Annotated in this window: 21 protein-coding genes and 1 pseudogene; 16 read left to right on the top strand and 6 right to left on the bottom strand. The window is 64.8% G+C overall.

The features are described 5' to 3' along the window. The 3 genes from EOA38_RS05395 to EOA38_RS05385 all read right to left on the bottom strand — a co-directional run. A partial coding sequence (locus EOA38_RS05395) for an efflux RND transporter permease subunit (RefSeq protein WP_145965924.1) occupies positions 1-1,897 on the bottom strand: 1,897 nt, incomplete at its 3' end. Beyond that, positions 1,894-2,970, bottom strand: a complete 1,077-nt coding sequence (locus tag EOA38_RS05390; RefSeq protein WP_127298686.1) for an efflux RND transporter periplasmic adaptor subunit — start codon at positions 2,968-2,970, stop codon at positions 1,894-1,896. The genes EOA38_RS05395 and EOA38_RS05390, both read right to left, overlap by 4 nt. Next, on the bottom strand, positions 2,967-4,100 hold the full coding sequence (locus tag EOA38_RS05385) for an efflux RND transporter periplasmic adaptor subunit (RefSeq protein ID WP_127298685.1): 1,134 nt from the start codon (positions 4,098-4,100) through the stop codon (positions 2,967-2,969). The genes EOA38_RS05390 and EOA38_RS05385 overlap by 4 nt, the downstream gene beginning before the upstream one ends. A 236-nt stretch (positions 4,101-4,336) precedes the next feature. Between EOA38_RS05385 and EOA38_RS05380 the strand changes: the two genes are divergently transcribed. Continuing rightward, positions 4,337-5,614: a 4-aminobutyrate--2-oxoglutarate transaminase gene (locus tag EOA38_RS05380; RefSeq protein WP_127298684.1), complete on the top strand. Its 1,278-nt coding sequence runs from the start codon at positions 4,337-4,339 to the stop codon at positions 5,612-5,614. 54 nt (positions 5,615-5,668) lie between these two features. Here EOA38_RS05380 and EOA38_RS05375 read toward each other — a convergent pair whose 3' ends face one another. The 3 genes from EOA38_RS05375 to EOA38_RS05365 are packed head-to-tail and all read right to left on the bottom strand — an operon-like array spanning position 5,669 to position 7,521. Further along, positions 5,669-6,043, bottom strand: coding sequence for a type II toxin-antitoxin system RelE/ParE family toxin (locus EOA38_RS05375; protein WP_189434507.1), 375 nt, complete (start codon positions 6,041-6,043; stop codon positions 5,669-5,671). Beyond that, on the bottom strand, positions 6,000-6,230 hold the full coding sequence (locus EOA38_RS05370; RefSeq protein WP_127298683.1) for a type II toxin-antitoxin system ParD family antitoxin: 231 nt from the start codon (positions 6,228-6,230) through the stop codon (positions 6,000-6,002). Before EOA38_RS05370 ends, EOA38_RS05375 begins: the two co-directional genes overlap by 44 nt. Positions 6,231-6,267: 37 nt before the next feature. Next, positions 6,268-7,521, bottom strand: a complete 1,254-nt coding sequence (locus EOA38_RS05365) for an FAD-dependent oxidoreductase (RefSeq protein WP_127298682.1) — start codon at positions 7,519-7,521, stop codon at positions 6,268-6,270. 440 nt (positions 7,522-7,961) lie between these two features. Between EOA38_RS05365 and EOA38_RS05360 the strand changes: the two genes are divergently transcribed. From EOA38_RS05360 to lnt, 15 genes and pseudogenes are all read left to right on the top strand, one after another. After that, on the top strand, positions 7,962-9,269 hold the full coding sequence (locus tag EOA38_RS05360; RefSeq protein WP_127298687.1) for an imelysin family protein: 1,308 nt from the start codon (positions 7,962-7,964) through the stop codon (positions 9,267-9,269). A 58-nt stretch (positions 9,270-9,327) separates the two neighbouring features. Further along, on the top strand, positions 9,328-9,639 hold the full coding sequence (locus tag EOA38_RS05355) for a (2Fe-2S)-binding protein (protein WP_127298681.1): 312 nt from the start codon (positions 9,328-9,330) through the stop codon (positions 9,637-9,639). Further along, positions 9,605-10,090: a bacterioferritin gene (gene bfr, locus EOA38_RS05350; protein ID WP_126090370.1), complete on the top strand. Its 486-nt coding sequence runs from the start codon at positions 9,605-9,607 to the stop codon at positions 10,088-10,090. The genes EOA38_RS05355 and bfr overlap by 35 nt, the downstream gene beginning before the upstream one ends. A gap of 12 nt (positions 10,091-10,102) precedes the next feature. Next, positions 10,103-11,710, top strand: coding sequence for a di-heme oxidoredictase family protein (locus EOA38_RS05345; RefSeq protein WP_127298680.1), 1,608 nt, complete (start codon positions 10,103-10,105; stop codon positions 11,708-11,710). Then, a complete protein-coding gene (locus EOA38_RS05340; RefSeq protein ID WP_127298679.1) occupies positions 11,710-12,783 on the top strand; it encodes an imelysin family protein in 1,074 nt (357 codons plus the stop codon). The genes EOA38_RS05345 and EOA38_RS05340 overlap by 1 nt, the downstream gene beginning before the upstream one ends. A gap of 4 nt (positions 12,784-12,787) precedes the next feature. Further along, positions 12,788-13,894 (top strand): DUF1513 domain-containing protein, encoded by a 1,107-nt coding sequence (locus EOA38_RS05335; RefSeq protein WP_127298678.1) that lies wholly within the window; start codon positions 12,788-12,790, stop codon positions 13,892-13,894. Between the two features lie 129 nt (positions 13,895-14,023). Next, positions 14,024-14,737, top strand: a complete 714-nt coding sequence (gene tsaB / locus EOA38_RS05330; RefSeq protein WP_126090366.1) for a tRNA (adenosine(37)-N6)-threonylcarbamoyltransferase complex dimerization subunit type 1 TsaB — start codon at positions 14,024-14,026, stop codon at positions 14,735-14,737. Beyond that, a complete protein-coding gene (gene rimI, locus EOA38_RS05325) occupies positions 14,737-15,231 on the top strand; it encodes a ribosomal protein S18-alanine N-acetyltransferase (RefSeq protein WP_126090365.1) in 495 nt (164 codons plus the stop codon). The genes tsaB and rimI overlap by 1 nt, the downstream gene beginning before the upstream one ends. Before the next feature lie 28 nt (positions 15,232-15,259). Next, complete coding sequence (locus tag EOA38_RS05320) at positions 15,260-16,060, top strand: lysophospholipid acyltransferase family protein (protein WP_126090364.1); 801 nt, start codon at positions 15,260-15,262, stop codon at positions 16,058-16,060. Between the two features lie 86 nt (positions 16,061-16,146). Further along, on the top strand, positions 16,147-17,556 hold the full coding sequence (gene miaB, locus EOA38_RS05315) for a tRNA (N6-isopentenyl adenosine(37)-C2)-methylthiotransferase MiaB (RefSeq protein ID WP_127298677.1): 1,410 nt from the start codon (positions 16,147-16,149) through the stop codon (positions 17,554-17,556). A gap of 136 nt (positions 17,557-17,692) precedes the next feature. Then, on the top strand, positions 17,693-18,685 hold the full coding sequence (locus EOA38_RS05310) for a PhoH family protein (protein WP_245464920.1): 993 nt from the start codon (positions 17,693-17,695) through the stop codon (positions 18,683-18,685). Between the two features lie 66 nt (positions 18,686-18,751). Beyond that, positions 18,752-19,249 (top strand): rRNA maturation RNase YbeY, encoded by a 498-nt coding sequence (ybeY, locus tag EOA38_RS05305; protein ID WP_126090361.1) that lies wholly within the window; start codon positions 18,752-18,754, stop codon positions 19,247-19,249. A gap of 27 nt (positions 19,250-19,276) precedes the next feature. Next, the gene (locus tag EOA38_RS05300) at positions 19,277-20,353 is read left to right on the top strand and encodes a hemolysin family protein (RefSeq protein ID WP_126090360.1); all 1,077 of its coding nucleotides are present in this window, start codon (positions 19,277-19,279) and stop codon (positions 20,351-20,353) included. A gap of 12 nt (positions 20,354-20,365) precedes the next feature. Further along, positions 20,366-20,835, top strand: a pseudogene (locus tag EOA38_RS05295) (VOC family protein). Positions 20,836-21,009: 174 nt separating this feature from the next. Continuing rightward, positions 21,010-22,602 carry an apolipoprotein N-acyltransferase gene (lnt, locus tag EOA38_RS05290; RefSeq protein WP_127298676.1) on the top strand — a complete coding sequence of 531 codons (1,593 nt, stop codon included), beginning with the start codon at positions 21,010-21,012 and terminating at the stop codon, positions 22,600-22,602. Positions 22,603-22,629 lie beyond the last annotated feature (27 nt).

Raw genomic sequence — 22,629 nt, 5'->3', positions numbered from 1 at the left:
TCACCCGGTTGCGCGCCTCTATGCTCTTGGTGACGATGACCGTCTGGCCGAAATAGGGGTTGGCCGGCTGCACGTCATAGGCGAGCAGGAAGCGCACCGCGCCCTGGCCGATATAGGACGAAAAATGGTCGATGTCGGGATTGCCGACCAGCGCCCGCTGCTCGAAGCGCTGCATCTGGTCGCGCGTCTCGGCGATCGACGAGTTTTGCGGAAGGTTCCAGTCGACGATCAGCTCCGGCCGGTCGGAAGGCGGGAAGAACTGCTGCTGCACCAGCCCGAAGCCGGCTATGGAGGCTGCGAAGAGAAGCACGGTCGCGATGATGGTCAGCCAATGGCGCCGCACCGAGAGGACGAGCACGCGCCGGAACAGCGAGGTGAAGCGTCCGGGCTGGTCGTGGTGCTTGGTCTTCATCGTCGCCGGCAGGATGGTGACGCCAAGCAGCGGTGCGAACAGCACCGCAACGATCCATGACACCAGGAGCGACACGGCGATGACCACGAACAGCGTGAAGGTGTACTCGCCGGCCGCGCTCGAGTTGAGGCCGATCGGGATGAAGCCGGCGACCGTCACCAGCGTGCCGGTCAGCATCGGAAAGGCGGTCGAGGTATAGACATAGGTCGCCGCCTTGCGCAGATTGTCGCCGACCTCCAGCCGCGCCACCATCATTTCCACCGCGATCATCGCGTCGTCGACCAGCAGGCCGAGCGCGATGATCAAGGCGCCCAGCGAAATGCGCTGCAGCGAGATGCCGAGATAGGCCATGACCGTGAAGGTGATGGCTAAAACCAGCGGGATCGACAGCGCCACGACGAAGCCGGCGCGCAGGCCGAGGCTGATGAAGGAGACGGCGAGCACGATCGCCACCGCCTCGAACAGCGCCCGCGTGAAGCCCGACACCGCTTCCTCGACGATCACCGGCTGGTCGGCCACCAGATGCACGCCGACGCCGACCGGCAAATCGGCCAGCACCTTCTGCATCTCGTCGTGCAGCGCCTCGCCGAATTCGAGCAGATTGGCGTTGGGCTTCATGCCGATGGCGAGCCCGATCGCGTCCTGGCCGTTGAAGCGGAACAGCGCCGTCGGCGGATCGACATAGCCACGCCTGATCGTCGCCACGTCGCTCAGCCGGAAGAAGCGGTCGTTGACGCGCAGATTGATGGCGCGCAGGCTCTCCTCGGAGGTGAACTGGCCGCCGACGCGCACGCTGATGCGCTCCGGCCCTGACTGGATGACGCCGGACGGCGTGATGGCGTTCTGCGCCTGCAGGCTGGCGACGATCTGCTGCTGGTTGAGGCCGAGTGCGGCGATCTGGCGGCTCGAGAATTCGAGATAGATCGCTTCGTCCTGGGCGCCGACGAGGTCGACCTTGCCGGCGTTCGGCACGGTCAGGATCTTGGTGCGGACATCCTCGACATAGTCGCGAAGCTGGCGCGGTGTCAGCCCGTCGGCGGTGAAGGCGTAGATGTTGCCGTAGACGTCGCCGAAGCGGTCGTTGAAGAACGGCCCCTGCACGCCTTGCGGGAACTGCGAGGAGATATCGTCGACCATGTTGCGCACCTGCAGCCAGGTCGGCGCGACATCGCGCGCCTTGGTGGTCGGCTTCAGGTTGACGAAGATGACGGTCTTGCCGGCGGTGGTGACGGATTTGGTGTAGTCGAGGCTGTCCAATTCCTCGAGCTTCTTTTCGATGCGGTCGGTCACCTGGCGCACCGTCTCGTCGACGGAGGCGCCCGGCCAGTTGGCCTGGATCAGCATCGTCTTGATGGTGAAGGCCGGGTCTTCCTCGCGTCCGAGGTTGAGATAGGAGAAGATGCCGGCCACCACGAAGACCAGCATGAAATACCACACCAGCGAGCGGTGGCTAAGCGCCCAGTCGGAGAGGTTGAAGCCCTTCATGAGGCCCCTCCCTCGGGCACTTTGACCTTCTGACCTTCGGCGAGGCTGTGGACACCTGCCGTGACGACGCGCATGCCGGCCTCGAGCCCTGAAGCCACCGTGAAAGTGCCCCTGCTCTTCGAGGCGATCTTGATCTCGCGCGCGCTGACGCTCGACGTCTGCGGATCGACGATCCAAACCTTCTCGGCGCCGTCTTTTTCGAGCAGCGCCGACATCGGCAATTCGATCGTCGGCGCTACCTTGGTCATGCGCATCGCCGTGATCGTCGAGCCCAGCCGGAACGCCGTCGGCGGATCGGTGAGCGTCAACCGTACGCGGCGGGTACGGGTCGAGCCTTCGGCCTGCGGCGCGATCTCGCGCAGCTTGGCCTCGGTCGTGATCGAGGGCAGCGACTGCAGGATGATCTGGAACGGCGTGCCGACGGTGAGATCGCCGGTGAGCTGGTCGGGAATGTCGACCACCGCCTCGCGCGGATCGGTTCGCGCCACGGTGACGACGGTCTGTCCCGGCGAAACCGTCTGGCCGACCTCGGCGCCGACCGCGGTGACGACGCCGTCGAAATCGGAGAACAGCCGCGCATAGCCGAGCTGCTCTCGCGACTTGGCCAAGGCGGCATTCGCCCGCTCGACGCCGGCTGCCGCGGCTTGCCTCGCCTGCTGCGCGGCATCATAGACGGCCTGCGAGGTGTTGGCGGAGGCGAGCAGGGCGCGCTGCCGCTCCTCGCTCGCCGAGGCATTGGCGAACTGCGCCTGGGCATTCGACAAATCCGCTTTCGATGCCTGGAGTGCAAGCTCCAGCGCCGTCGGATCGAGCGCGGCGATCGTCGTTCCCTTGCTGACGATGTCGCCGACCTTGACGTCGCGCGAGACGACGCGGCCGAGCAGGCGGAAGGAAAGGTCGGCGCTGTACTGCGGTTCGACCGTCCCGGCAAAACCAAAAGTCTCCACGGACTTCGGTTCGACGACCACCGACAACACCGGTCGGACGATCTCGGGCGGCTTGTCTTCCGAGCGCGAGCAGCCGGCAAGCGATGCGACGAGAATGAGAGCGGCGACGCAAGGCGACCGTCTCATTGTCCGGCTCCCGCTGTCGCGATCGTCTGTCCCGGGCTGAGCAACTGCCCGCCTGCGGTGACGACGCTCTGGCCGGCCTCGAGCCCGTTGTCGACGACGACCACGCCGGAATCAAAGGCCAGCACTTCGATCGGCGTCGTCGCCACCGCCTTTGTCGACGGGTCGACGATCCAGACGGCGGGCTTGCCGGCGCTAGACGTCAGCGCCTGCCAGGGGAGCAGGACGGCCTTCACGGGCTTGGCGCTGACGGTGCCGATGACGGCCGCACCCAGTGGCATGCCTGCCGGTGTGTCGGGTATGCCGACCTTGACCCGGATCGATCCCGACGCGGTGTCGACCGCCGGCGAGATTTCCCTGACCTTGCCCCTCGCCTTGACCTGCGGGTCGGAGAGCAGCGTGATCGTCACCGCGGGTGACGAAGGCGTCTGGGCAACGAGCGTCTCTTGCACGTTGAAGACGGCATCGCGGTCGCCGTCCTCGGCGATGGTGAAGACGGTTTGAGCCGCCTGCACCACCTGCCCGGCCTCGACCTGTCGGGCGGTGATCACCCCGGCGGCACCCGCCTTGAGCTCGGTGTAGGAGAGGTTCTCCTTGGCGTTGGCTAAAGCGCTTTGCGCGGCATCGACACTGCCTTGCGCAACCTTCATCGTCTGGTCGGCGCTGTCGAAGTCGCGCCTGGTCGTAAAACCCTGCGAAAGCAGTGTCTTCTGCCGCTGGTAAGCGGCCGCGGCCTGGGTGAGCTGCGCCTGTGCCGCGTCGAGATCGGCCTGCGCCGAGCGCAGGTCGGATTCCTGCTCCTGCGGATCGATGCGGGCCAGCATCGCGCCCTGGTCGACATGCTGGCCGACATCGACCAGCCGTTCGGCGACGCGGCCGCCGACGCGGAACGACAGATTGTTGAGCGTGCGGGCCGCGATCACGCCGGTGAGCGAGGTTCTTGGCGCATAATCGGCAAAGGCGACCGTCTGCGTGCTGACCGTCACCGGCAGCTTCTTTTCCGCCGCCTGCTGTTTCTGGCAGCCTGACGTCAGCAGCGCTGCGGCGCAGGCCAGCAGCAGCAAGGTGTTTGGACGAGACAAGGGGCGGGGCGGTGAAGACGGCGAGGCGGACGATGTCGCGATCCTGCTCATGGTTCCCTCAGCCCGCAGGGGGTCGCCTCTGACGACGGCACGTTGCGGATGAAGCGAGGATAGTCGATCGGCCGGAAAAGGAAACTGTTTCCGCCTGGCGATCGAAGATCGATTTCCGGCCGAGACAGGACCAATCGACTGGGCCAATGTGCCGACTTGAGGAAAACCTGAAATAAGGCCAGAAGAGGCTTTGACGGCATCAAAACAGAGCGGGCGTGTGCCCGATGAGGGACGAGATGAAAAATTCAGCCATTTCCGAACGCAAGAACCAGTCGATCTCGCGCGGCGTCGGCATGACGACGCAGATCTACGCCGACCGCGCCGAGAATTCGGAGATCTGGGATGTCGAGGGCCGCCGCTACATCGACTTCTCGTCCGGCATCGCCGTGGTCAACACCGGCCACCGCCACCCGAAGGTGATCGCGGCGGTCAAGGCGCAGCTCGACCGCTTCACCCACACCTGCCACCAGGTCGTGCCCTATGAGAGCTATGTGCGCCTCGCCGAGCGGTTGAACGGCATGCTGCCCGGCAAGTTCGACAAGAAGACGATCTTCGTCACCACCGGCGCCGAGGCGGTCGAGAACGCGATAAAAATTGCCCGCAACGCCACCGGCCGCCAGGCGGTGATCGCCTTTTCCGGCGGCTTCCATGGCCGCACCTTCATGGGCATGGCGCTGACCGGCAAGGTCGTGCCCTACAAGGTCGGCTTCGGCGCCATGCCGGCCGATGTCTTCCATGCGCCGTTCCCGGTCGCGCTGCATGGCATCTCGGTCGCGGATTCGCTTGCGGCGCTCGACAAGCTGTTCAAGGCCGATGTCGATCCGGCCCGCGTCGCCGCCATCATCGTCGAGCCGGTGCAGGGCGAGGGCGGCTTCTACGAGGCGCCGCGCGATTTCATGACGGCGCTGCGCAAGATCTGCGATCAGCACGGAATCCTGCTCGTCGCCGACGAGGTGCAGACCGGCTTTGCCCGCACCGGTAAGATGTTCGCCATGGAGCACCATGACGTGGCGCCCGATCTCACCACCATGGCCAAGAGCCTTGCCGGCGGCTTCCCGCTGTCGGCCGTCACCGGCCGCGCCGAGATCATGGATGCACCAGGCCCGGGCGGGCTCGGCGGCACCTATGGCGGCAGCCCGATCGGCGTGGCGGCGGCCCATGCCGTGCTCGACGTCATCGAGGAGGAAAAGCTCTGCGACCGCGCCAACGCGCTCGGCGCCAGGCTGAAGCAGCGGCTGGAATCGATCCGCGAGGACGTGCCGGAGATCGTCGACATCCGCGGCCCCGGCTTCATGAACGCGGTCGAGTTCAACGACGTCAAGAAAGGCCTGCCGTCGGCCGAATTCGCCAATGCGGTGAGGCTGAAGGCCCTCGACAAGGGCCTCATCCTGCTCACCTGCGGCGTCTACGGCAACGTCATCCGCTTCCTGTCGCCGATCACCATCCAGGACGGCGTCATGACCGAGGCGCTCGATATCCTGGAGACTTCGATCCGCGAAGCGCGTTCCGCCTGAATGGCGATCCCGCATTGCTCCTGACGGCTTGCGTCGAGGCGCGAGAACGCGCCGTCAGGAGTTCGGGTTCTGTAGCCAAGCTGGAATATCCATCTTGGCATGCAGAACCCGCCACACATCGATATGGTCGGCCTGTTCCATATAGAAGATCAGGTACGGATAGCGCTTGAACTGCAGGCTGCGCAGACCGGGCAATCCAATTTCATAACCATGCCTCAGAGAGCCCGATGCCGGATGACTGGCTATCAGTTCGTAGGCATTTTGAAGATCCTCGACATAGCCCAACGCCACGTGCGAACCGGCTTCACGTGCATAATAATCAACAGCGTCCTCGATATCCCGCAAAGCAAGACTTCGAGGAACAATTGCCTTTGGGATCACTAATTTATTGGCCCTGCGCTCGTTTTCGCAGCGCTGCGAAATAGTCATCGTCAACCGGGGTGCCCGGCGAGGATGACGCGCCATCGAGGAGCAAACGGCGCAGAAGTTGACGATCCTGATCGTGGCGGATCAGTTCACGCACATACTCGCTGCTCGTGCCATAGCCGCGGTCCATAACTTGCTGATCGACATAATGCTTCAGGTTGTCAGGCAGTGAGATGTTCATGGTGCTCATTTTGCCATTTTATGGCGAATGGCAAAAATTGGCAACGCTACGCATCTGCCTTGGCCGGCTCCATGGTCTGAAACCCGGCAAGTGCCGCCTTCAGCGCATCCGGCCCAGCCGCGACCGTCTGCGGCGTCGGCGAGAAGCCTGCGCCGAGCATCTTGCGGCCGAGCATGTGGTCGGCCGGACGGTTGACGGATTCGATGCCGAGCAGCCGGCTCCCGGCATAATGATAGATCGAGAACTTGTTCTCGGCCGGCTCGCCCAGCACGACATGGCTGTCGCCACCTTGCGTCAGCCCCACCATTTGCAGCTTCATGTCGCCGATATCCGACCAGAACCACGGCACGGCGGAGAAGGGTTCGGCATGTCCAAGGATAGTGCGCGCGGCAAGGCGCGCCTGGTCGGTGGCGTTCTGCACCGATTCCAGCCGCACATCGCCACCGGTGAACCAGTGCCGGTAGGATGCCGCATCGCCGACCGCGAGGATTTCGGGCGTTGAGCTCTGCATATGCTGGTCGACGCGGATGCCGTTGCCGATAGCCAAGCCGGCGGCCTCCGCCAGCTCGACATTGGGCACCACGCCGATGCCCATGATGACCATCTGCGTCGGCAGGCGTTCGCCGCTGGAAGTGATCGCGGCCGAGACCCGGCCTGCTTCGCCGTCGAGCCTTGCAACAGTGGTGCCGGTGAGCACGCGTACACCCATCGCCTCAAGGCGCTGGCGCACATGCGCGGCGATCGCCGGCGCGACGGCGCGGCCGAGCAGCCTGTCGAGAGCCTCGACGACAGTGACCTTGCGGCCGGCGGCCCTCAGCGTCGCCGCAATCTCCAGGCCGATGAAGCCGCCGCCGAGGATCACGACGTCCTCGCTCAGCGCGCTGAGCTCGCGGATCAACCGCGCGTCGGCCAGCGAGCGCAGCGACACCACGCCGGCAAGCTCCGCCCCGTCGAGCTTGAGAAGACGGGGCCGCGAGCCGGTCGCGAGCACCAGCCGGTCGAAGGCAATTGCGCCGCCGTCGGAAACGTCGAGCCTGCGTGCGCCAATATCGACCCTGTCGATGCGCACGCCCGGCCGGTAGTCGATGGCATTGCCGGAATAGAAAGCTTCGCCGCGCAAGGGCTGCGGCTTGGCTTCGGCATCCTTGATGAAGGTCTTGGACAGCGGCGGCTTGTGATAGGGCAGTTCGTTCTCGTCGCCGATCAGGATGACCGGCCCGTCATAGCCTTCCTCGCGCAGGCTCGCAGCCGCCTGCACGCCGGCATGACCCGCACCGACAATGACCACTCCGTTCTTCATCGCAGTCTCTTTTTTGCGTTCAAATCTAGGATCTTCCGCCAGGTGGCGATTGTCTGCCGCCGCCGCAAGAGCCGTGGTCCGGGTCGCACCCAGAATGCCTGCCTGTCAATGCGGATGTTCGGCAGCGTGACCGGGCTTAAAGTTGATAATTGCAGTTTAGAATTATTCTAAACTGTTGTTTCAATTGATTTTTCCTGTCGCGCCAGTTGACTTCCTGCCGCTCCGCCGCTTTATGGGGAGCTTGCGCTCCTGGCGCACCCCTTTGATGTCTGGGCCTTGAACCCTTTCGATTGGAGGCATTTCGGTGTCTGTTGCTGATTGGCCGCGCCATTGCGCGGCAACCTTGCCTTTACGGTCATTCGTGTTTGCGCTGGCGCCGCGCGCCCGCGGCCGCATGCCTATGTCGTTGAATTTCTGAGGAGATGGGATTGATGAAAGCGATGATCAGGCCACGAGTTGTTACGTCACGCTGGGGCAGCAGGCTTGCCGCGATCGGCGCCACTGCGGCGCTGACGGCTGCTGTGTTCGTGCTGCCGGCGAAAGCCGAAACCGATGCGAAGGCGGTGATCAAGACCTATGCCGACATCGCATTGGCCAAGTACGAGGATTCGCTGACCACCGCGCAGGCGCTCGACAAGGCCGTCGATGTGCTCATCGCCAGGCCCTCGGCCGAAACGCTCACCGCCGCCCGCGAGGCCTGGAAGGCGGCGCGCGTCCCTTACCAGCAGACCGAGGTCTACCGCTTCGGCAACAAGGTCGTCGACGACTGGGAAGGCCGGCTGAATTCCTGGCCGCTGGATGAAGGCCTGATCGACTATGTCGCCAAGAGCTATGGCACGGAGTCGGACGAGAACGCGCTCTATACCGCCAATGTCATCGCCAACAAGGAGATCGAGATCAACGGCAAGAAGGTCGACGCCTCGAAGCTGACGCCCGAATTCCTTTCCGGCACGCTGCAGGAAGCCGGCGGCGTCGAGGCCAATGTCGCGACCGGCTATCACGCCATCGAATTCCTGCTCTGGGGCCAGGATCTGCACGGCACAGGCCCCGGCGCCGGCGAGCGTCCCTACACCGACTACGATCTCAAGAACTGCACCGGCGGCAACTGCGACCGCCGCGCCGAATATCTGAAGTCGGCGAGCGACCTGCTGGTCTCCGACCTGCAGGAAATGGTCGGCAACTGGAAGGAAGACGGTGCGGCGCGCAAGGCCCTTACCGATGGCGAGCCGAATGCCGGCATCGCCACGATCTTCACCGGCATGGGCTCGCTGTCCTATGGCGAGCTGGCCGGCGAACGCATGAAGCTCGGCCTCTTGCTGCACGATCCGGAGGAGGAGCACGACTGCTTCTCCGACAACACCTACAACTCGCATCTCAATGATGCGATCGGCATCCGCGCCGCGTATCACGCCAGCTATACGCGTCTCGACGGCACCGTGGTTTCCGGCCCGTCGGTATCGGACATGGTCAAGGCCGCCGATCCGGCGATCGACAAGGAACTGTCGGACAAGCTCGACGTCACGGTCGCCAAGATCGAAGCGATCAAGGCGCGAGCGCTGGCCGGCGAGGCCTATGACCAGCAGATCGCCGAGGGCAACGCGCAAGGCAACGCCACGGTGCAGGCGGCGATCGATGCGTTGATCGACCAGACCAAGTCGATCGAGCGCGCCGTCGGCTCGCTCAAGCTCAACGCCATCGCCTTCGAGGGTTCCGACAGCCTTGATGCGCCCGATAAAGTCTTCAAGTAACGTCGGGCGAGTAACAGCCAAGCGGCGCCGGAACGGTGCCGCCAGCCAGAGCAAGTAAATGCTGATCTGCCACTGCAACATCATCACCGAAAAGGAGATCGAGCAGACGATCGTCGGTCTGCTGGATGAAGATCCCTGGCAGCTTATTGTGCCGGCGAAGGTCTATCATGCCGTGGGCAAGCGCGGCCGCTGTTGCGGCTGCTTCCCAAATGTGGTGGAAACGATCATTCGGGTCACCGAGAACTACCACGCCCGTTCAGAGGGGAGCGGCGTGGACATCGTTTCACACCTGGACCGCGTGAGAGGCTTGCGCGTCCAATACGGGAGCAGATTCCATGAAAGGCGAACCGCAGATCATCGAGCGGCTTAACGAAGCCCTGTTTCTGGAACTCGGGGCCGTCAATCAGTACTGGGTCCACTATCGTCTGCTCGAGGATTGGGGATACACCAGGCTGGCAAAGAAGGAGCGGGCGGAATCGATCGAGGAAATGCATCATGCCGACCGGCTGGTGGCCCGCATCATCTTCCTCGAAGGGCATCCGAACCTGCAGTCCGTAGCGCCGCTGCGCATCGGCCAGAACGTGAAGGAAGTGCTCGAATCCGATCTCGCCGGCGAATATGACGCGCGCACCTCCTACAAGCGCTCGCGCGAGATCTGTCAGGACGAGGGCGACTACGTGTCGATGAAACTGTTCGAGGACCTGCTTGCCGACGAGGAAAGCCACATCGACTTCCTGGAGACGCAGCTCGATCTGCTCGCCTCGATCGGCGAGGAAAAATACGGCCAGCTCAACGCCGACCCGGCCAACGAGGCGGAGTAAGGACATGCGGGAATGCGGCGCCCCGTAAAGCTTTTGCGCCGCGCGCTGCGGGCCGGAATCGATGGCCTGCCGCTCCCGAGAAATCCGCGATACAGCAATTGTCGCGGGGCCTTGCTTTTGCTTGCGATCGCGCTGTCCGCCTCGGCCATGGCTGGCGAGTCGCAACCAGCGGGCATTGCCTCCAGCCGAACCGACCTGACGCCGAAGGATCAGGCGCGGGTTCTGGCCGTCACCCGACCGGCCACTGATTTTTCCAAGCCCGAGCAGTTCGAGCTGATGCAGGGCGGCGCAGGTACGTCGCGCAAGGACGTCAACCGGGACGCCTTCTCGCAATCCTCCGCCAACATCACCTTCGAGGAAGAGGCGACCTTCAAGCTCGGCAACGCGCTTTTCCGCAAGAACTGGGTATCGTCGCCTTCGTCGACGCAGGCCTCTGACGGGCTCGGCCCGCTGTTCAACGAACGCGCCTGCCAGAACTGCCATCTGAAGGATGGCCGCGGCCGTCCGCCCGAGGGCAGCGTTGGTTCCACCTCGATGTTCCTGCGGCTGGCGCGCGACGCAAGCAACGCGGAGGAGAAGGCAGCGCTTGCCGACCACAGGGCGCTGAACTTCCCCGATCCGGTTTACGGCTCGCAACTGCAGGATCTCGCGGTTCCCGGCCTCAAGGGCGAGGGCCGCATGCGGGTCGAATATCAGGAACAGAAAGTAACGCTTGCCGACGGCACGGTCGTTTCGCTGCGCAAGCCCAGCTATTCGATCGCAGACCTCGCCTATGGCCCGCTCGATCCAGGCACCACGCTCTCGCCGCGCCTGACACCACCGATGATCGGCCTCGGCCTGATCGAGCAGATTGCGCCGGCCGATATCCTCGCCCATGCCGATCCGGACGACCGCGACGGCGACGGCATCTCCGGCCGGCCCAACATCGTGCGCGACACGCCAGGCGGCAAAGCGACACTTGGCCGCTTCGGCTGGAAGGCGCAGGCCGCATCGATCCGCGAGCAGGCCGCCGACGCCTTTGCCGGCGACATCGGCATCTCGACGCCGGAGGTGCCGAAGCCCTGGGGCGACTGCACCGCGACGCAGAAGCATTGCCTCGCCATGCCGAACGGCGTGCAGGAGCGCCTGGGTGTTGCGGAGGCACCGCCGCCGGTCATGGACCTCGTCGCCTTCTATTCGCAGAACCTGGCCGTGCCGGCGCGCCGCGATATCGGCACACGGCAAGTTCTTGCCGGCAAGAAGCAGTTCTACGAAATGGGCTGCATTTCCTGCCACACGCCGAAATTCGTCACCCTGCGCGGCACGCCCAACAAGGCGCAGGCCTTCCAGCTGATCTGGCCCTATTCCGACTTCCTGCTGCACGACATGGGTGAGGGTCTGGCCGACGGGCAGCGGGTGGGGGAAGCGAGCGGCAGCGAATGGCGCACGCCGCCGCTTTGGGGCATCGGCCTGACCGCGACGGTCAACGGCAATACGTTCTATCTGCATGATGGGCGCGCCCGCACGCTTGAGGAGGCGATCCTCTGGCACGGCGGCGAGGGCAAAAAGGCACGCGACCGCTTTGCCGCCGCCGCGGCGGCCGACCGCGATGCGCTGATCAAATTCCTGGAGTCGCTCTGATGTTGAAACGCCTGGCCGCCGCGCTTGCTCTTCCCCTGTTGCTGGCCGCGCCGGCCTCGGCGGCGGTCAAAGCCTCCGATGTCATCGGGCGGGCGATCGACGGCTTTGTCCGCCCGGCCTATGCCAGCCTCGATGACCGTGCGACGAGCCTGACCAAGACGATGCACCAGCTTTGCGCGGCACCTTCCGGGCAAAATCTCGAAGCGGCGCGCTCGGATTTTTCCGCCACGGTCGAGGCCTGGTCGGTGGCCGAGATCATCGCCTTCGGGCCGGTCAAGGAGAACAACAGGCTGGAGCGCATGCTCTATTGGCCGGACCGCAAGAGCATCGGTTTGAGACAGGTGCAGGCGACGCTCGCCGCCAAGGATCCTTCCGCCACCGATCCGCCGCAACTGGCGGGAAAGAGCGTCGCCATGCAGGGGCTCGGCGCGCTTGAATATTTGCTTTTCGGCGATGGCGCCGAGACGCTTGCCAAGAAAGATGATCCCTATCGCTGCGCCTACGGCGCGGCGGTTGCCGGCAACATCGAAATGATCGCCGGAGAGGTTCGCGACGCCTGGAACAAGCCCGACGGCTTTGCTTCGCTGTGGGCCAATCCCGGGCCGAAGAACCCGCTCTACCGCGACGGCACGGAAGCGGTGACGGAACTGGTCGGCGTCTTCATCAACGAGCTGGACATGGTTCGCGATGTTCGCCTCAAGGGCTTCCTCGGCGCGAAGCCGGACGCCGACAAGCCGAAGCAGGCGATCTACTGGCGCTCGCAGAACACGGCGACTTCGCTGGCCGGAAATCTGTCCGGCATCGACCGGTTGTTCCAGGCCTCGAAACTCGGCGACGCGCTGCCCGGCGATGCACAATGGATGGCCGAATCCATCCACATCCAGCTCGCCAACGGCGTAGCGACGGCGAAGTCCGTCAACGGACCGATCGACAAGGCGCTTGCCGATCCGGCGCTGCGCGGCAAGCTCGAGCACTTCGCGCTGATCACCTCCAGTCTTTCGACGTTGATCGGCACCAGGATGACCGCCGAGTTCGGCCTCACCGCCGGCTTTTCGTCGCTCGACGGGGATTGATGCTTTGAGGACCTCGCTCATCGATCGCCGCGATTTCCTGCGCGCTGCCGGAGCAGGGTTCGCCGCCGCCATGGCGCCGCGCGCCTGGGCGGAAACGCTTGCTGCTGACGCCGTCTTTGCAACGGCCTTCGTCAAGCGCGACGGCAGCTTCGGCGCCGCCGTGCTCTCCGAGGCCGGCAAGATCCTGCACACCGTCGATCTGCCCGACCGTGGCCACGACGTCACCTTCGATCCGGTATCGAAACGCTCGGTCGTCTTTGCCCGCCAGCCCGGCACCTTCGCGGTCGTCTTCGACCATGCCGGCCGCGAGCCGCCATTGACCATCGCCAGCGTCGCCGGGCGGCATTTCTTCGGCCATGGCGTGTTCTCGCCCGACGGCGCGCTGCTCTATGCCACCGAAAACGACTTTGACAACGCCGCCGGTGTCGTCGGCGTTTATGACGCGAAGGCGAAGTTCAGCCGCGTCGGCGAATTCCCGACCTACGGCATGGGGCCGCACGAATTGCTGCTGCTCGGCGACGGCCGAACGCTCGCCATTGCCAATGGCGGAATCGAAACGCATCCGGATTTCGGCCGCGCAGAGCTAAACGTCGCAACGATGAAGCCGTCTTACACGCTGGTCGACCGCATCACAGGCGACCTGATCGAAAAGCATGAGCTCCCGCCAGCGCTGCACCAGCTCTCGATCCGCCACATGGACCGCGACCAGGCGGGCACCGTCTGGTTCGGCTGCCAGTATCGCGGACCGGCGACCGATCGCCCCGCGCTGGTCGGGCGCGCCGCACGCGGCAAGGAACTCGAACTGCTGGAGATGCCGCAGGACGTGCTCTCCGGCTTCCGCAACTATATCGGTTCGGTCGCCGCCAATCCCGCCGCCGGCACGCTCGCCGTCACCTCGCCGGAGGGCAATTCGCTCGCCGTCATCGACGCCGCCAGCGGGCGGATTGTCGCGACCAAATCGCTTGTCGAGGTTTGCGGCCTGGCCCCCGACGGTGCCAGCTTCATGGCGACGACGGGCGCCGGCGAGATCGTTGGCGGTGCTGGTGCCGCGCGCTCCGAGCCTGACTATGTCTGGGACAACCACATGCTGCGCATCGCGACCGCGGCCTGATGGCCGGCTTCGCCTCTGTATTGGTTGGAAGCAAAGCCGCTTAACATTTATGCGGCCTGGCCCTTGCGGCGGCGGGCCATGCCGGGCAGAGGGAAAGCGTTCGTTAACCGGCCATATGAAGCTGCCAACATGAAGCTGCTCGCCATCGACTGCGCCGCCAATCTCTGCGCCGCCTGCGTCTATGATGCGGGCGCGGGTATCGAGCTTGGCCGCCATGTGCTCGACCTCGGCAAGGGGCACGCCGAGCATTTGATGGCCGCCATCGAGGCCGCCTTGAAAGCCGGTGGGATCGGCTATCAAGACCTGGATGCCGTCGCCGTCTCGATCGGGCCCGGTTCCTTCACCGGCCTGCGCGTCGGCGTCTCGACCGCGCGCGGCCTGGCTTTGGCGTTGAAAATCCCGGCCATCGGCGTGACGACCCTCGAAGCGCTGGCGGCGGAGGCCGCAAATACCTTTCCCGGCCGCGCTGTGCTTGCCGCGCTCGATGCCGGCCGAGAGGAGCTCCATGCGGCTCTTTTCGACAAAGCGTTAGTCTTGACTTACGGTCCTGCGGTGGCCACGCTTTCCGAAGCGACCGCAATGGCGGTCGACGCGACCGCGGTCCTCGCCGGCACCGCCGCGCCGCAGATCGCTGCGGCCGCCGAGGGTACCTTCGACATCGGGCCCGTCGCCGCCACGGCCGAGATCGCGACCTATGCCCGGCTGGCCGCCGCCAAGGGGCCAGGCGAAAAGCCGAAGCCGCTCTATCTGCGCGGCGCCGACGCCAAGCCGCAGGCCGGGTTCATATTGCCAAGACAGCACCATGATCCCCAAAAACGGAATCCACGGGGAAAACAGTCCTGATGCGCATCCCTTTCTTTCAGCCGCGCCGCAGGGACTATGCGCTGGAGCCGCTGACGGTCGCCGACAGCGCCGCCGTCTCGGTGCTGCATCGCGAGGATTTCGTCCGCCCCTGGACCGATGGCGAATTCGCGGCGCTCCTCGAACAGGACACCGTGTTCGGTTTCGCAGCGCGCGAGACCGGGCAGGGGGCAAAACCTCCGGTCGGGTTCGTGCTGGCGCGGCTCGCGGCGGGCGAGGGCGAGATCCTGACGGTCGCCGTCGCCCGCGCGCATCGCCGCCAGGGGCTCGGCTGGCAATTGATGGACGCGGTACTGCGCGAACTGCACGCGCAGCGCGCCGAGGCGCTCTTCCTCGAGGTCGACGAGACCAATGCGCCGGCGATCGCGCTCTACCGCAGGCTCGGCTTCCGCCAGGTCGGCCAGCGCCCGAACTACTATCGGTCGACCGAGCACGGCCCAACCGGCGCGCTTGTCATGCGCCGCGATCTTCGCTAGCCAAGCGGCGCGATAGGGCCGGAGCGAAATGATCAGGAAATTGCGGATTTTCATGGCGTTCGGCCTCGTCGCCGCCGGCACGCTGGTGATGGTGCCGCTGCAGCTCCTGTCGATGAAGACCGGGCTCTGGCCGGAAACGGTCGTCCTGAAGATCTGGCACGGCATGATCCTCAAGGCGCTCGGCATGCGCGTGCACGTGAAGGGCGCGCTGTCGAAGGAGCGCCCCTTGCTCATCGCGGCCAATCACATCTCCTGGACCGACATCATGGTGCTCGGCTCGTTTGTCGATGTGAAGTTCATCGCCAGGGCGGACATGAAAGGCTGGCCGATGATCGGCATGCTGTCCAAGCTGCAGCGCACCGTCTTCATCGAGCGCGAACGCAAGCGCAGCTCCGGCGACCAGGCGAGCGAGATCGCCAGGCGCATGGCCAAGGGCGACGCCATGGTGCTGTTTGCCGAGGGCTCGACCGGCGACGGCAATCTGGTGCTGCCGTTCAAGAGCACCTTGTTCGGCGCTGCCTCGATGGCGATCTCGGAAGGGGCCGCGGACCATGTCTTCATCCAGCCGGTGGCGATCGCCTATACGCGGGTGCATGGGGTGCCGATGGGCCGCCGCCACCGGCCGATGGCCTCCTGGATCGGCGATCAGGACCTGATGCCGCATCTGAAGGTCCTGCTTGCCGAAGGCGCTGTCGATGCCGAGGTGCATCTTGGCGAACCGGTGCCGTTCGCCAAAGGCTCGAGCCGCAAGGAAACGGCAAGATTGATGGAAGCGAAGGTGCGCGAGATGATGCAGGCCGCGCTCGCCGACCCACGTCCCAGCCGCTAGCGGCTGACCCAAAAACCGAACGCGCGGCGCCATAACCCACCAGAATCGTCTGTTTTTTGTCACGGAAAGGCGTTAGAAGCCGGCCGATGGAATTGAACACGATCGAAAGTCACGACATCGGCACGGCGCCTGAACGCGAGCCGGCGCCTGTCAGGGCGGCGAAGAAGGTCTTCGTCAAGACTTATGGCTGCCAGATGAATGTCTACGATTCCCAGCGCATGACCGATGCGCTGGCCGCCGACGGCTATGTCGCGACCGATGCCGTCGAGGATGCCGATCTGGTGCTGCTCAACACCTGCCATATTCGCGAGAAGGCGGCGGAAAAGGTCTATTCCGAGCTTGGCCGCATCCGCGACATGAAGGCCGAGCGCGCCGAGGCCGGCCGCGAATTGCTGATCGGCGTCGCCGGCTGCGTGGCGCAGGCCGAAGGCGCCGAGATCATCCGCCGCGCGCCCGCGGTCGACCTCGTCATCGGCCCGCAAACCTATCACCGGCTGCCCGACGTTCTGGCAAGGGTCCGCGGCGGCGGAAAGATCGTCGAGACCGACTACGCGGTCGAGGACAAGTTCGAGCATCTGCCGCAGCCGAGGCGCGCCGAAGTGGCAAAGCGCGGCGTCACGGCCTTCCTCACCGTGCAGGAAGGCTGCGACAAGTTCTGCACCTTCTGCGTGGTGCCCTATACGCGTGGCTCGGAAGTCTCGCGGCCGGTGGCGCAGATCGTCGCCGAGGCAAGGCGCCTGGCCGAGGCCGGCGTACGCGAGGTGACGCTGCTCGGCCAGAACGTCAACGCCTGGCACGGCGAGGGCGAAAACGGCGAGGAATGGGGTCTTGGCCGGCTGCTCTTCCGCCTGGCGGAAATCCCCGGCCTGGCGCGGCTGCGCTACACCACCAGCCATCCGCGCGACATGGATGACGAATTGATCGCCGCGCACCGTGACCTGCCCGCCCTGATGCCCTATCTGCATTTACCGGTGCAGTCTGGTTCCGACCGGATACTCAAGGCGATGAATCGCAGGCATACGGCACGCGACTATCTGGCACTCATCGAGCGCATCCGCGCGGCGCGCGGCGATATCGCCATGTCGGGCGACTTCATCGTCGGCTTCCCCGGCGAGACGGACGAGGATTTCGAGGCGACGCTCGAGCTGGTGCGAGAGGTGAATTACGCTTCGGCCTTCACGTTCAAATATTCGCCGCGTCCCGGCACGCCGGGCGCCGAGATGGACGATCATGTGCCCGAAGCGGTGAAGGATGAGCGGCTGCAGCGCCTGCAGTCGTTGATCAACGAGCAGCAGCAGAGTTTCATCGCCGGCCTGGTCGGCCGCACCGTCGGCACGCTGATCGAGAAGCCGGGTCGTCGGCCCGGTCAGAAAGTCGGCCGCTCGCCATGGCTGCAGCCTGTTATTGTTGACGACAAGGCCGGCGGAATCGGTGACATTATTGACGTGCGAATCACGAAGACAGGTCAAAACAGCCTGTTCGCCGAGTTGGCCTGATGCATGTCGCCCAAAAGTGCTCGCGGTTTTGGGACAACGGCATGCATAGCCACAAGCCTCGGCAGATGAGGAGAGACGGTTGAGCGCTGCTGAACTGAAGAACCCGCCCCAGAACCAGGCATCCGGGGCCTCCGACATGGCGCACATCGTACTGACCTTCGACAACAACAAGCTTGCCAGCGCCCTCTACGGCCAGTTCGACGAGAACCTGGCCCGGCTCGAGCAGAAGCTCGGTGTCGACATCCGCTCGCGCGGCAACCAACTTGCGATCAAGGGCTCGGCTTCCGCCGCCGAGCAGGCGCGCCGCGCGCTGGATACGCTCTACGGCATCCTGCAGAAGGGCGTCGACATCGGCCAGTCCGACGTCGACGGCGCCGTGCGCATGGCGATCGCCGCCGACGACCAGCTGACGCTGCCGACCATGGAGCGCAAGGGCAAGGTCTCGGCCGCCCAGATCGCGACACGCAAGCGCACGATCTATGCCCGCTCGCTCAACCAGGACGCCTATATGCGGGCGCTGGAGCGCTCCGAAATGGTCTTCGGCATCGGCCCGGCCGGCACCGGCAAGACCTATCTGGCGGTGGCGCACGCGGCGATGCTGCTCGAGCGCGGCATGGTCGAGCGCATCGTGCTCTCGCGCCCTGCGGTCGAAGCCGGCGAGCGGCTGGGCTTCCTGCCCGGCGACATGAAGGAGAAGGTCGATCCGTATCTGCGGCCCCTCTATGATGCGCTCTACGACATGATGCCGGCCGACAAGGTCGAGCGGGCGATCGCCGCCGAGGTCATCGAGATCGCGCCCCTGGCCTTCATGCGCGGCCGCACGCTGGCGCATGCGGCGGTGATCCTCGACGAAGCGCAGAACACCACGCCGATGCAGATGAAGATGTTCCTGACCCGTCTCGGCGAGAACTCGCGCATGATCGTCACCGGCGATCCGACCCAGATCGACCTGCCGCCCAACACCAAGTCGGGCCTGGTCGAGGCGCTGCGCATCCTCGACGGCGTGCCGGGCATCGTCACGGTCCGCTTCAACGAGGGCGACGTGGTGAGGCATCCGCTGGTCGCCGAGATCGTCAAGGCCTATGATCGCGACGGCAAGCTGGCGAGAGGCTTGGGCGCCGAGAACTAGAGCATGATCCCGAAAAGTGTGTGCGGTTTTCGGGAAAGATCATGCTCAGACAAGAAATAAAGCCCCATGGCTGAAAATCCGGGATCCAGCGGCGAGACGCCGCTCGACATCGATATTTTCATCGAGGCCGGCGACTGGCCCGAGGAAGCGGAGTTGGCACGACTGGTAGATCGAGCGGCCGCCGCCGCCCTTGCCGAGGCCGGCTCGAACGGCGCCTCGGAGCTCAGCATCGTTTTTTCCGACGATGCCCATATCCAGACCCTCAACGCCGAATGGCGCGGCAAGGACAAACCGACCAACGTCTTGTCTTTTCCGGCTTTTTCCTTCCCGAAAGGAGGCAAGCTGCCGCCGATGCTGGGCGACATCGTGCTGGCCTCCGAGACGGTCGCGCGTGAGGCCACCCTGGAAGACAAGCCGCTGGCGAACCATATCACCCATCTCGTCATCCATGGCCTGCTGCATCTTCTGGGCTATGATCACGAGACCGACGCCGAGGCCGAGGAGATGGAAGCAATCGAGCGCGCGGCGCTTGCGAGGCTTGCCATTCCCGATCCCTACGCGTAACAAAAAAGACCAATTGACCCGATGGCGATGAACGACAAACCAGAAACTGCCGCCCGTCCGGAAGCTGGCAGTGCGGCCAAGCCTTCCGAAAAGACGGAAGACGGCTCCAGTCCGAGTATTCCGACCGGCAGCGCGGCCGCTGAGCCCTCGCATGCCGGTCCTTCGCTCTTCGATCGCGTGCTTGGCCTGTTCCGGCACCGCAACGGCACCAACCTGCGCGAGGAGATCGCCGGCGCGCTGGCCGAGACGGCGAGCGATGCCGAATCCTTTTCGCCCGGCGAGCGCGCCATGCTCAACAACATCCTGCGGCTGCGCGAGGTGCGCGTCGAGGATGTGATGGTGCCGCGCGCCGATATCGAAGCGGTCGAGATCACCACGTCGCTCGGCGATCTGCTTGGCCTTTTCGAGCAGTCCGGCCATTCCCGCATGCCGGTCTATTCCGAAACGCTCGACGATCCGCGCGGCATGGTCCACATCCGCGACGTTCTTGCCCACATCACCAAGGTCGCCCGCGTCAAGAAGGGCCGCGCGAACAGGAAGACCCCGACGCCGACCGTTCTCGATCTCGCCCAGGTCGATCTCGCGCGCACCATCGGCGATCTCGACCTGATCCGCCCTGTGCTGTTCGTGCCGCCCTCCATGCTTGCCTCCGACCTCATGGGGCGCATGCAGACGACCCGCACCCAGATGGCGCTCGTCATCGACGAATATGGCGGCACCGACGGCCTCGCCTCGCTGGAGGACATCGTCGAGATGGTGGTCGGCGACATCGAGGACGAGCACGACGACGACGAGCCGATGATCACCCAGGCCGGCGACGGCGTATTCGTTGTCGACGGCAAGGCCGAGATCGACGAGGTCGCCAAGATGATCGGCGAGGATTTCGCCGCCGGCGAGCATGGCGAATATGTCGACACCATCGGCGGCATGATCTTCAACACGCTTGGCCGGGTCCCGGCCCGGGGCGAGGTGGTGCAGGCCATACCGGGCTTCGAATTCCACGTGCTCGACGCCGACCCGCGCCGCGTCAAGCGGGTGCGCATCGTGCAGAGCCCGAAGGGCGAACGGCAGCGCCGCCGCGCGGCACGCACCGAGCAGGCCTGACATCTTAGGGCCATGCCGGTCGACGACCCGTTCAAGCACGCAGTCCTGGGCTCCGGCGTCTTCTATCGCGATCCGCGCGCGGCTCTGGCGTGGCTTCAGGCAGCCTTCGGTTTCGAGCCCAGCATGGTGGTGAGCGATGCCGACGGGCGGCTCGTGCATGCCGAAATGCGGTTCGGCGAGGGCTACATCATCGTCGATTCCGAATGGGCCGAGCATATTGCCAGCCCGGCCTCGGTCGGCGGCAAGAACACCCAGTCGGTTTACATCCGTCTGCGGGAAGGCCTCGACGCTCATTGCGAAAAAGCGCGCATGGCGGGGGCCGAAATCATTGAGGAGCCGTCGATCATTTCTACGGCGAAAGGCAATACCGGGCTTGCGATCCCGAAGGCCACGTATGGACATTCACCCAGACCATCCGCGTGGTCTCGAAGGAAGAGGCCGAGCAGCTGAGCGGCCTGCGGATCGATGGCTGGCATCGTTGAGGATTTTGCAGCCAAGCGGAATCGCGTGGCGTTGCAGAAATGCGGCTGGTCAAAAAGCGAGAGCGGCCGCGCTCTCGCGCGACCGTGAATTAGGCTGCGCTCATCCGTGTTTGGATCACGCGGCGCGGCCTGTTAAATCTCAGGCTGCCTGATTCGCGCGACTTGGGAAGCTATATGCAGCGCTTTGCCGGCCGGATAATTCTGCTGTGGGGGTGGCGGCGGGCGCTGGTGGCGTTTGCCGCCGGAGCGCTCGCGGTGCTCGCCCAGGCGCCCTACGATTTCTTCGCTGTCTGCTTCGTCTCGTTTCCGGTGCTTGTCTGGCTGCTCGACGGCTCAACGGGTGAAGCCTCAGACGGTTGGCTGCGCCGCCTTCGGCCGGCTTTCGCCATCGGCTGGTGGTTCGGTTTCGGCTATTTCCTCGCCGGCCTGTGGTGGATCGGCCAGGCGCTTCTCGTCGAGGCCGACAGCTTCGCCTGGGCCTTGCCCTTCGCCGTGGTCGGCATCCCCTTCGCGCTCGCCTTTTTCTACGGCTTCGCGGCGGTCGTGGCTCGGCTTTTCTGGAGCAGCGATATCGGCCGCATAGCGGCGCTCGCCTTCGGCTTCGGCCTCGCCGAGTGGCTGCGTGACTTCCTCTTCACCGGCTTTCCGTGGAATGCCGTCGGCTACGCCGCGATGCCGGTGCCGCTCCTGATGCAGAGCGTGTCGGTGACCGGCATGATCGGTATGAACGCGCTTGCCGTCTTCGTCTTTTCGCTTCCCGCTCTTGTCGCCGCGCGTCGGCACCTGAGGCTGGGCCTTGCCCTGTTCGTCACCCTTGTCGCCGCGCATGTCGGCTTCGGCTATTTCAGGCTTGCCGTCCCGGCCGAGCCGGCAACCCGCTCGATCGACGTCCGCATCGTCCAGCCCGCCGTCGATCTCAGCGAGAAATGGAACGCCTCGGTGCGCGACCGCATCTTCGCCACGCTGATGGGGATATCGGCAAAGGCGCCGGATCAGGGCCATGCCAGGCCGCAACTGATCCTGTGGCCGGAAACATCCGTGCCGTTCCTGTTCACCGAGCGTCCCGACGCGCTGACGGCACTGGGCGACATGCTGAGCGATGGCCAGATGCTGATCGCCGGCGTCGTGCGCGAGGAGGGCGGCTCGGGGAGTGCCGGCAGCAGCCGTTATTACAATTCCGTGGTGGCGATCAACGACAAGGGCGAGATCGTCGATGCCGTCGACAAGGTGCATCTGGTGCCGTTCGGGGAGTATCTGCCCTTTGAGGGCCTGTTCGAGCGTTTCGGCATCGGCCAGCTCGTCGCCGGGCCGATGAATTTCGCCGCCGGCAACGAGCGGCATTCGATCGCGGTGCCGAATGGCCTGCGGGCGGTTCCGTTTATCTGCTACGAGGTCATTTTTCCCGATCTTGTGGCGGCTGATGCTGCATCATCCGAACTTATTGTGAATGTGACCAACGACGCCTGGTTTGGCGACACGCCAGGTCCGTACCAGCACTTCAGGCAGGCGCAGGTCCGTGCGGTGGAGAACGGATTGCCTTTGTTGCGTGCGGCCAACAACGGCATCTCCGCCATTGTCGATTCGCGCGGGCGTATCGTCGATGCTTTGGCTGTCGACGCGCGCGGCGCCATCGATGCGCATGTGCCGGTTTCTGGGCGCGCCCTCCTGCCCGCCGGCCAGCGGCGCATTAACGGATTGCTGATCATGTTGCTCTTTGCCCTTGCGGCCTTCACATTGAATGTAAGGCAGCGGCTACGGGTGAATTGACAGTCGGCACATTAGAAACTCATACTG

The sequence above is a fragment of the Mesorhizobium sp. M1E.F.Ca.ET.041.01.1.1 genome (genome assembly GCF_003997355.1).
Taxonomy (GTDB): Bacteria; Pseudomonadota; Alphaproteobacteria; order Rhizobiales; family Rhizobiaceae; genus Mesorhizobium.
Note: the sequence above shows the minus strand (reverse complement) of the source record. Positions and strands in the feature narration are given on the sequence as shown.

Excerpts from the sequence above, each read along its gene's own strand:
- EOA38_RS05390 (WP_127298686.1), bottom strand. The coding sequence starts at position 2,970 with ATGAGACGGTCGCCTTGCGTCGCCGCTCTCATTCTCGTCGCATCGCTT.
- EOA38_RS05385 (WP_127298685.1), bottom strand. The coding sequence starts at position 4,100 with ATGAGCAGGATCGCGACATCGTCCGCCTCGCCGTCTTCACCGCCCCGC.
- EOA38_RS05380 (WP_127298684.1), top strand. The coding sequence starts at position 4,337 with ATGAAAAATTCAGCCATTTCCGAACGCAAGAACCAGTCGATCTCGCGC.
- EOA38_RS05375 (WP_189434507.1), bottom strand. The coding sequence starts at position 6,043 with ATGACTATTTCGCAGCGCTGCGAAAACGAGCGCAGGGCCAATAAATTA.
- EOA38_RS05370 (WP_127298683.1), bottom strand. The coding sequence starts at position 6,230 with ATGAGCACCATGAACATCTCACTGCCTGACAACCTGAAGCATTATGTC.
- EOA38_RS05365 (WP_127298682.1), bottom strand. The coding sequence starts at position 7,521 with ATGAAGAACGGAGTGGTCATTGTCGGTGCGGGTCATGCCGGCGTGCAG.
- EOA38_RS05360 (WP_127298687.1), top strand. The coding sequence starts at position 7,962 with ATGATCAGGCCACGAGTTGTTACGTCACGCTGGGGCAGCAGGCTTGCC.
- EOA38_RS05355 (WP_127298681.1), top strand. The coding sequence starts at position 9,328 with ATGCTGATCTGCCACTGCAACATCATCACCGAAAAGGAGATCGAGCAG.
- bfr (WP_126090370.1), top strand. The coding sequence starts at position 9,605 with ATGAAAGGCGAACCGCAGATCATCGAGCGGCTTAACGAAGCCCTGTTT.
- EOA38_RS05345 (WP_127298680.1), top strand. The coding sequence starts at position 10,103 with ATGCGGCGCCCCGTAAAGCTTTTGCGCCGCGCGCTGCGGGCCGGAATC.
- EOA38_RS05340 (WP_127298679.1), top strand. The coding sequence starts at position 11,710 with ATGTTGAAACGCCTGGCCGCCGCGCTTGCTCTTCCCCTGTTGCTGGCC.
- tsaB (WP_126090366.1), top strand. The coding sequence starts at position 14,024 with ATGAAGCTGCTCGCCATCGACTGCGCCGCCAATCTCTGCGCCGCCTGC.
- rimI (WP_126090365.1), top strand. The coding sequence starts at position 14,737 with ATGCGCATCCCTTTCTTTCAGCCGCGCCGCAGGGACTATGCGCTGGAG.
- EOA38_RS05320 (WP_126090364.1), top strand. The coding sequence starts at position 15,260 with ATGATCAGGAAATTGCGGATTTTCATGGCGTTCGGCCTCGTCGCCGCC.
- miaB (WP_127298677.1), top strand. The coding sequence starts at position 16,147 with ATGGAATTGAACACGATCGAAAGTCACGACATCGGCACGGCGCCTGAA.
- EOA38_RS05310 (WP_245464920.1), top strand. The coding sequence starts at position 17,693 with ATGGCGCACATCGTACTGACCTTCGACAACAACAAGCTTGCCAGCGCC.
- ybeY (WP_126090361.1), top strand. The coding sequence starts at position 18,752 with ATGGCTGAAAATCCGGGATCCAGCGGCGAGACGCCGCTCGACATCGAT.
- EOA38_RS05300 (WP_126090360.1), top strand. The coding sequence starts at position 19,277 with ATGAACGACAAACCAGAAACTGCCGCCCGTCCGGAAGCTGGCAGTGCG.
- lnt (WP_127298676.1), top strand. The coding sequence starts at position 21,010 with ATGCAGCGCTTTGCCGGCCGGATAATTCTGCTGTGGGGGTGGCGGCGG.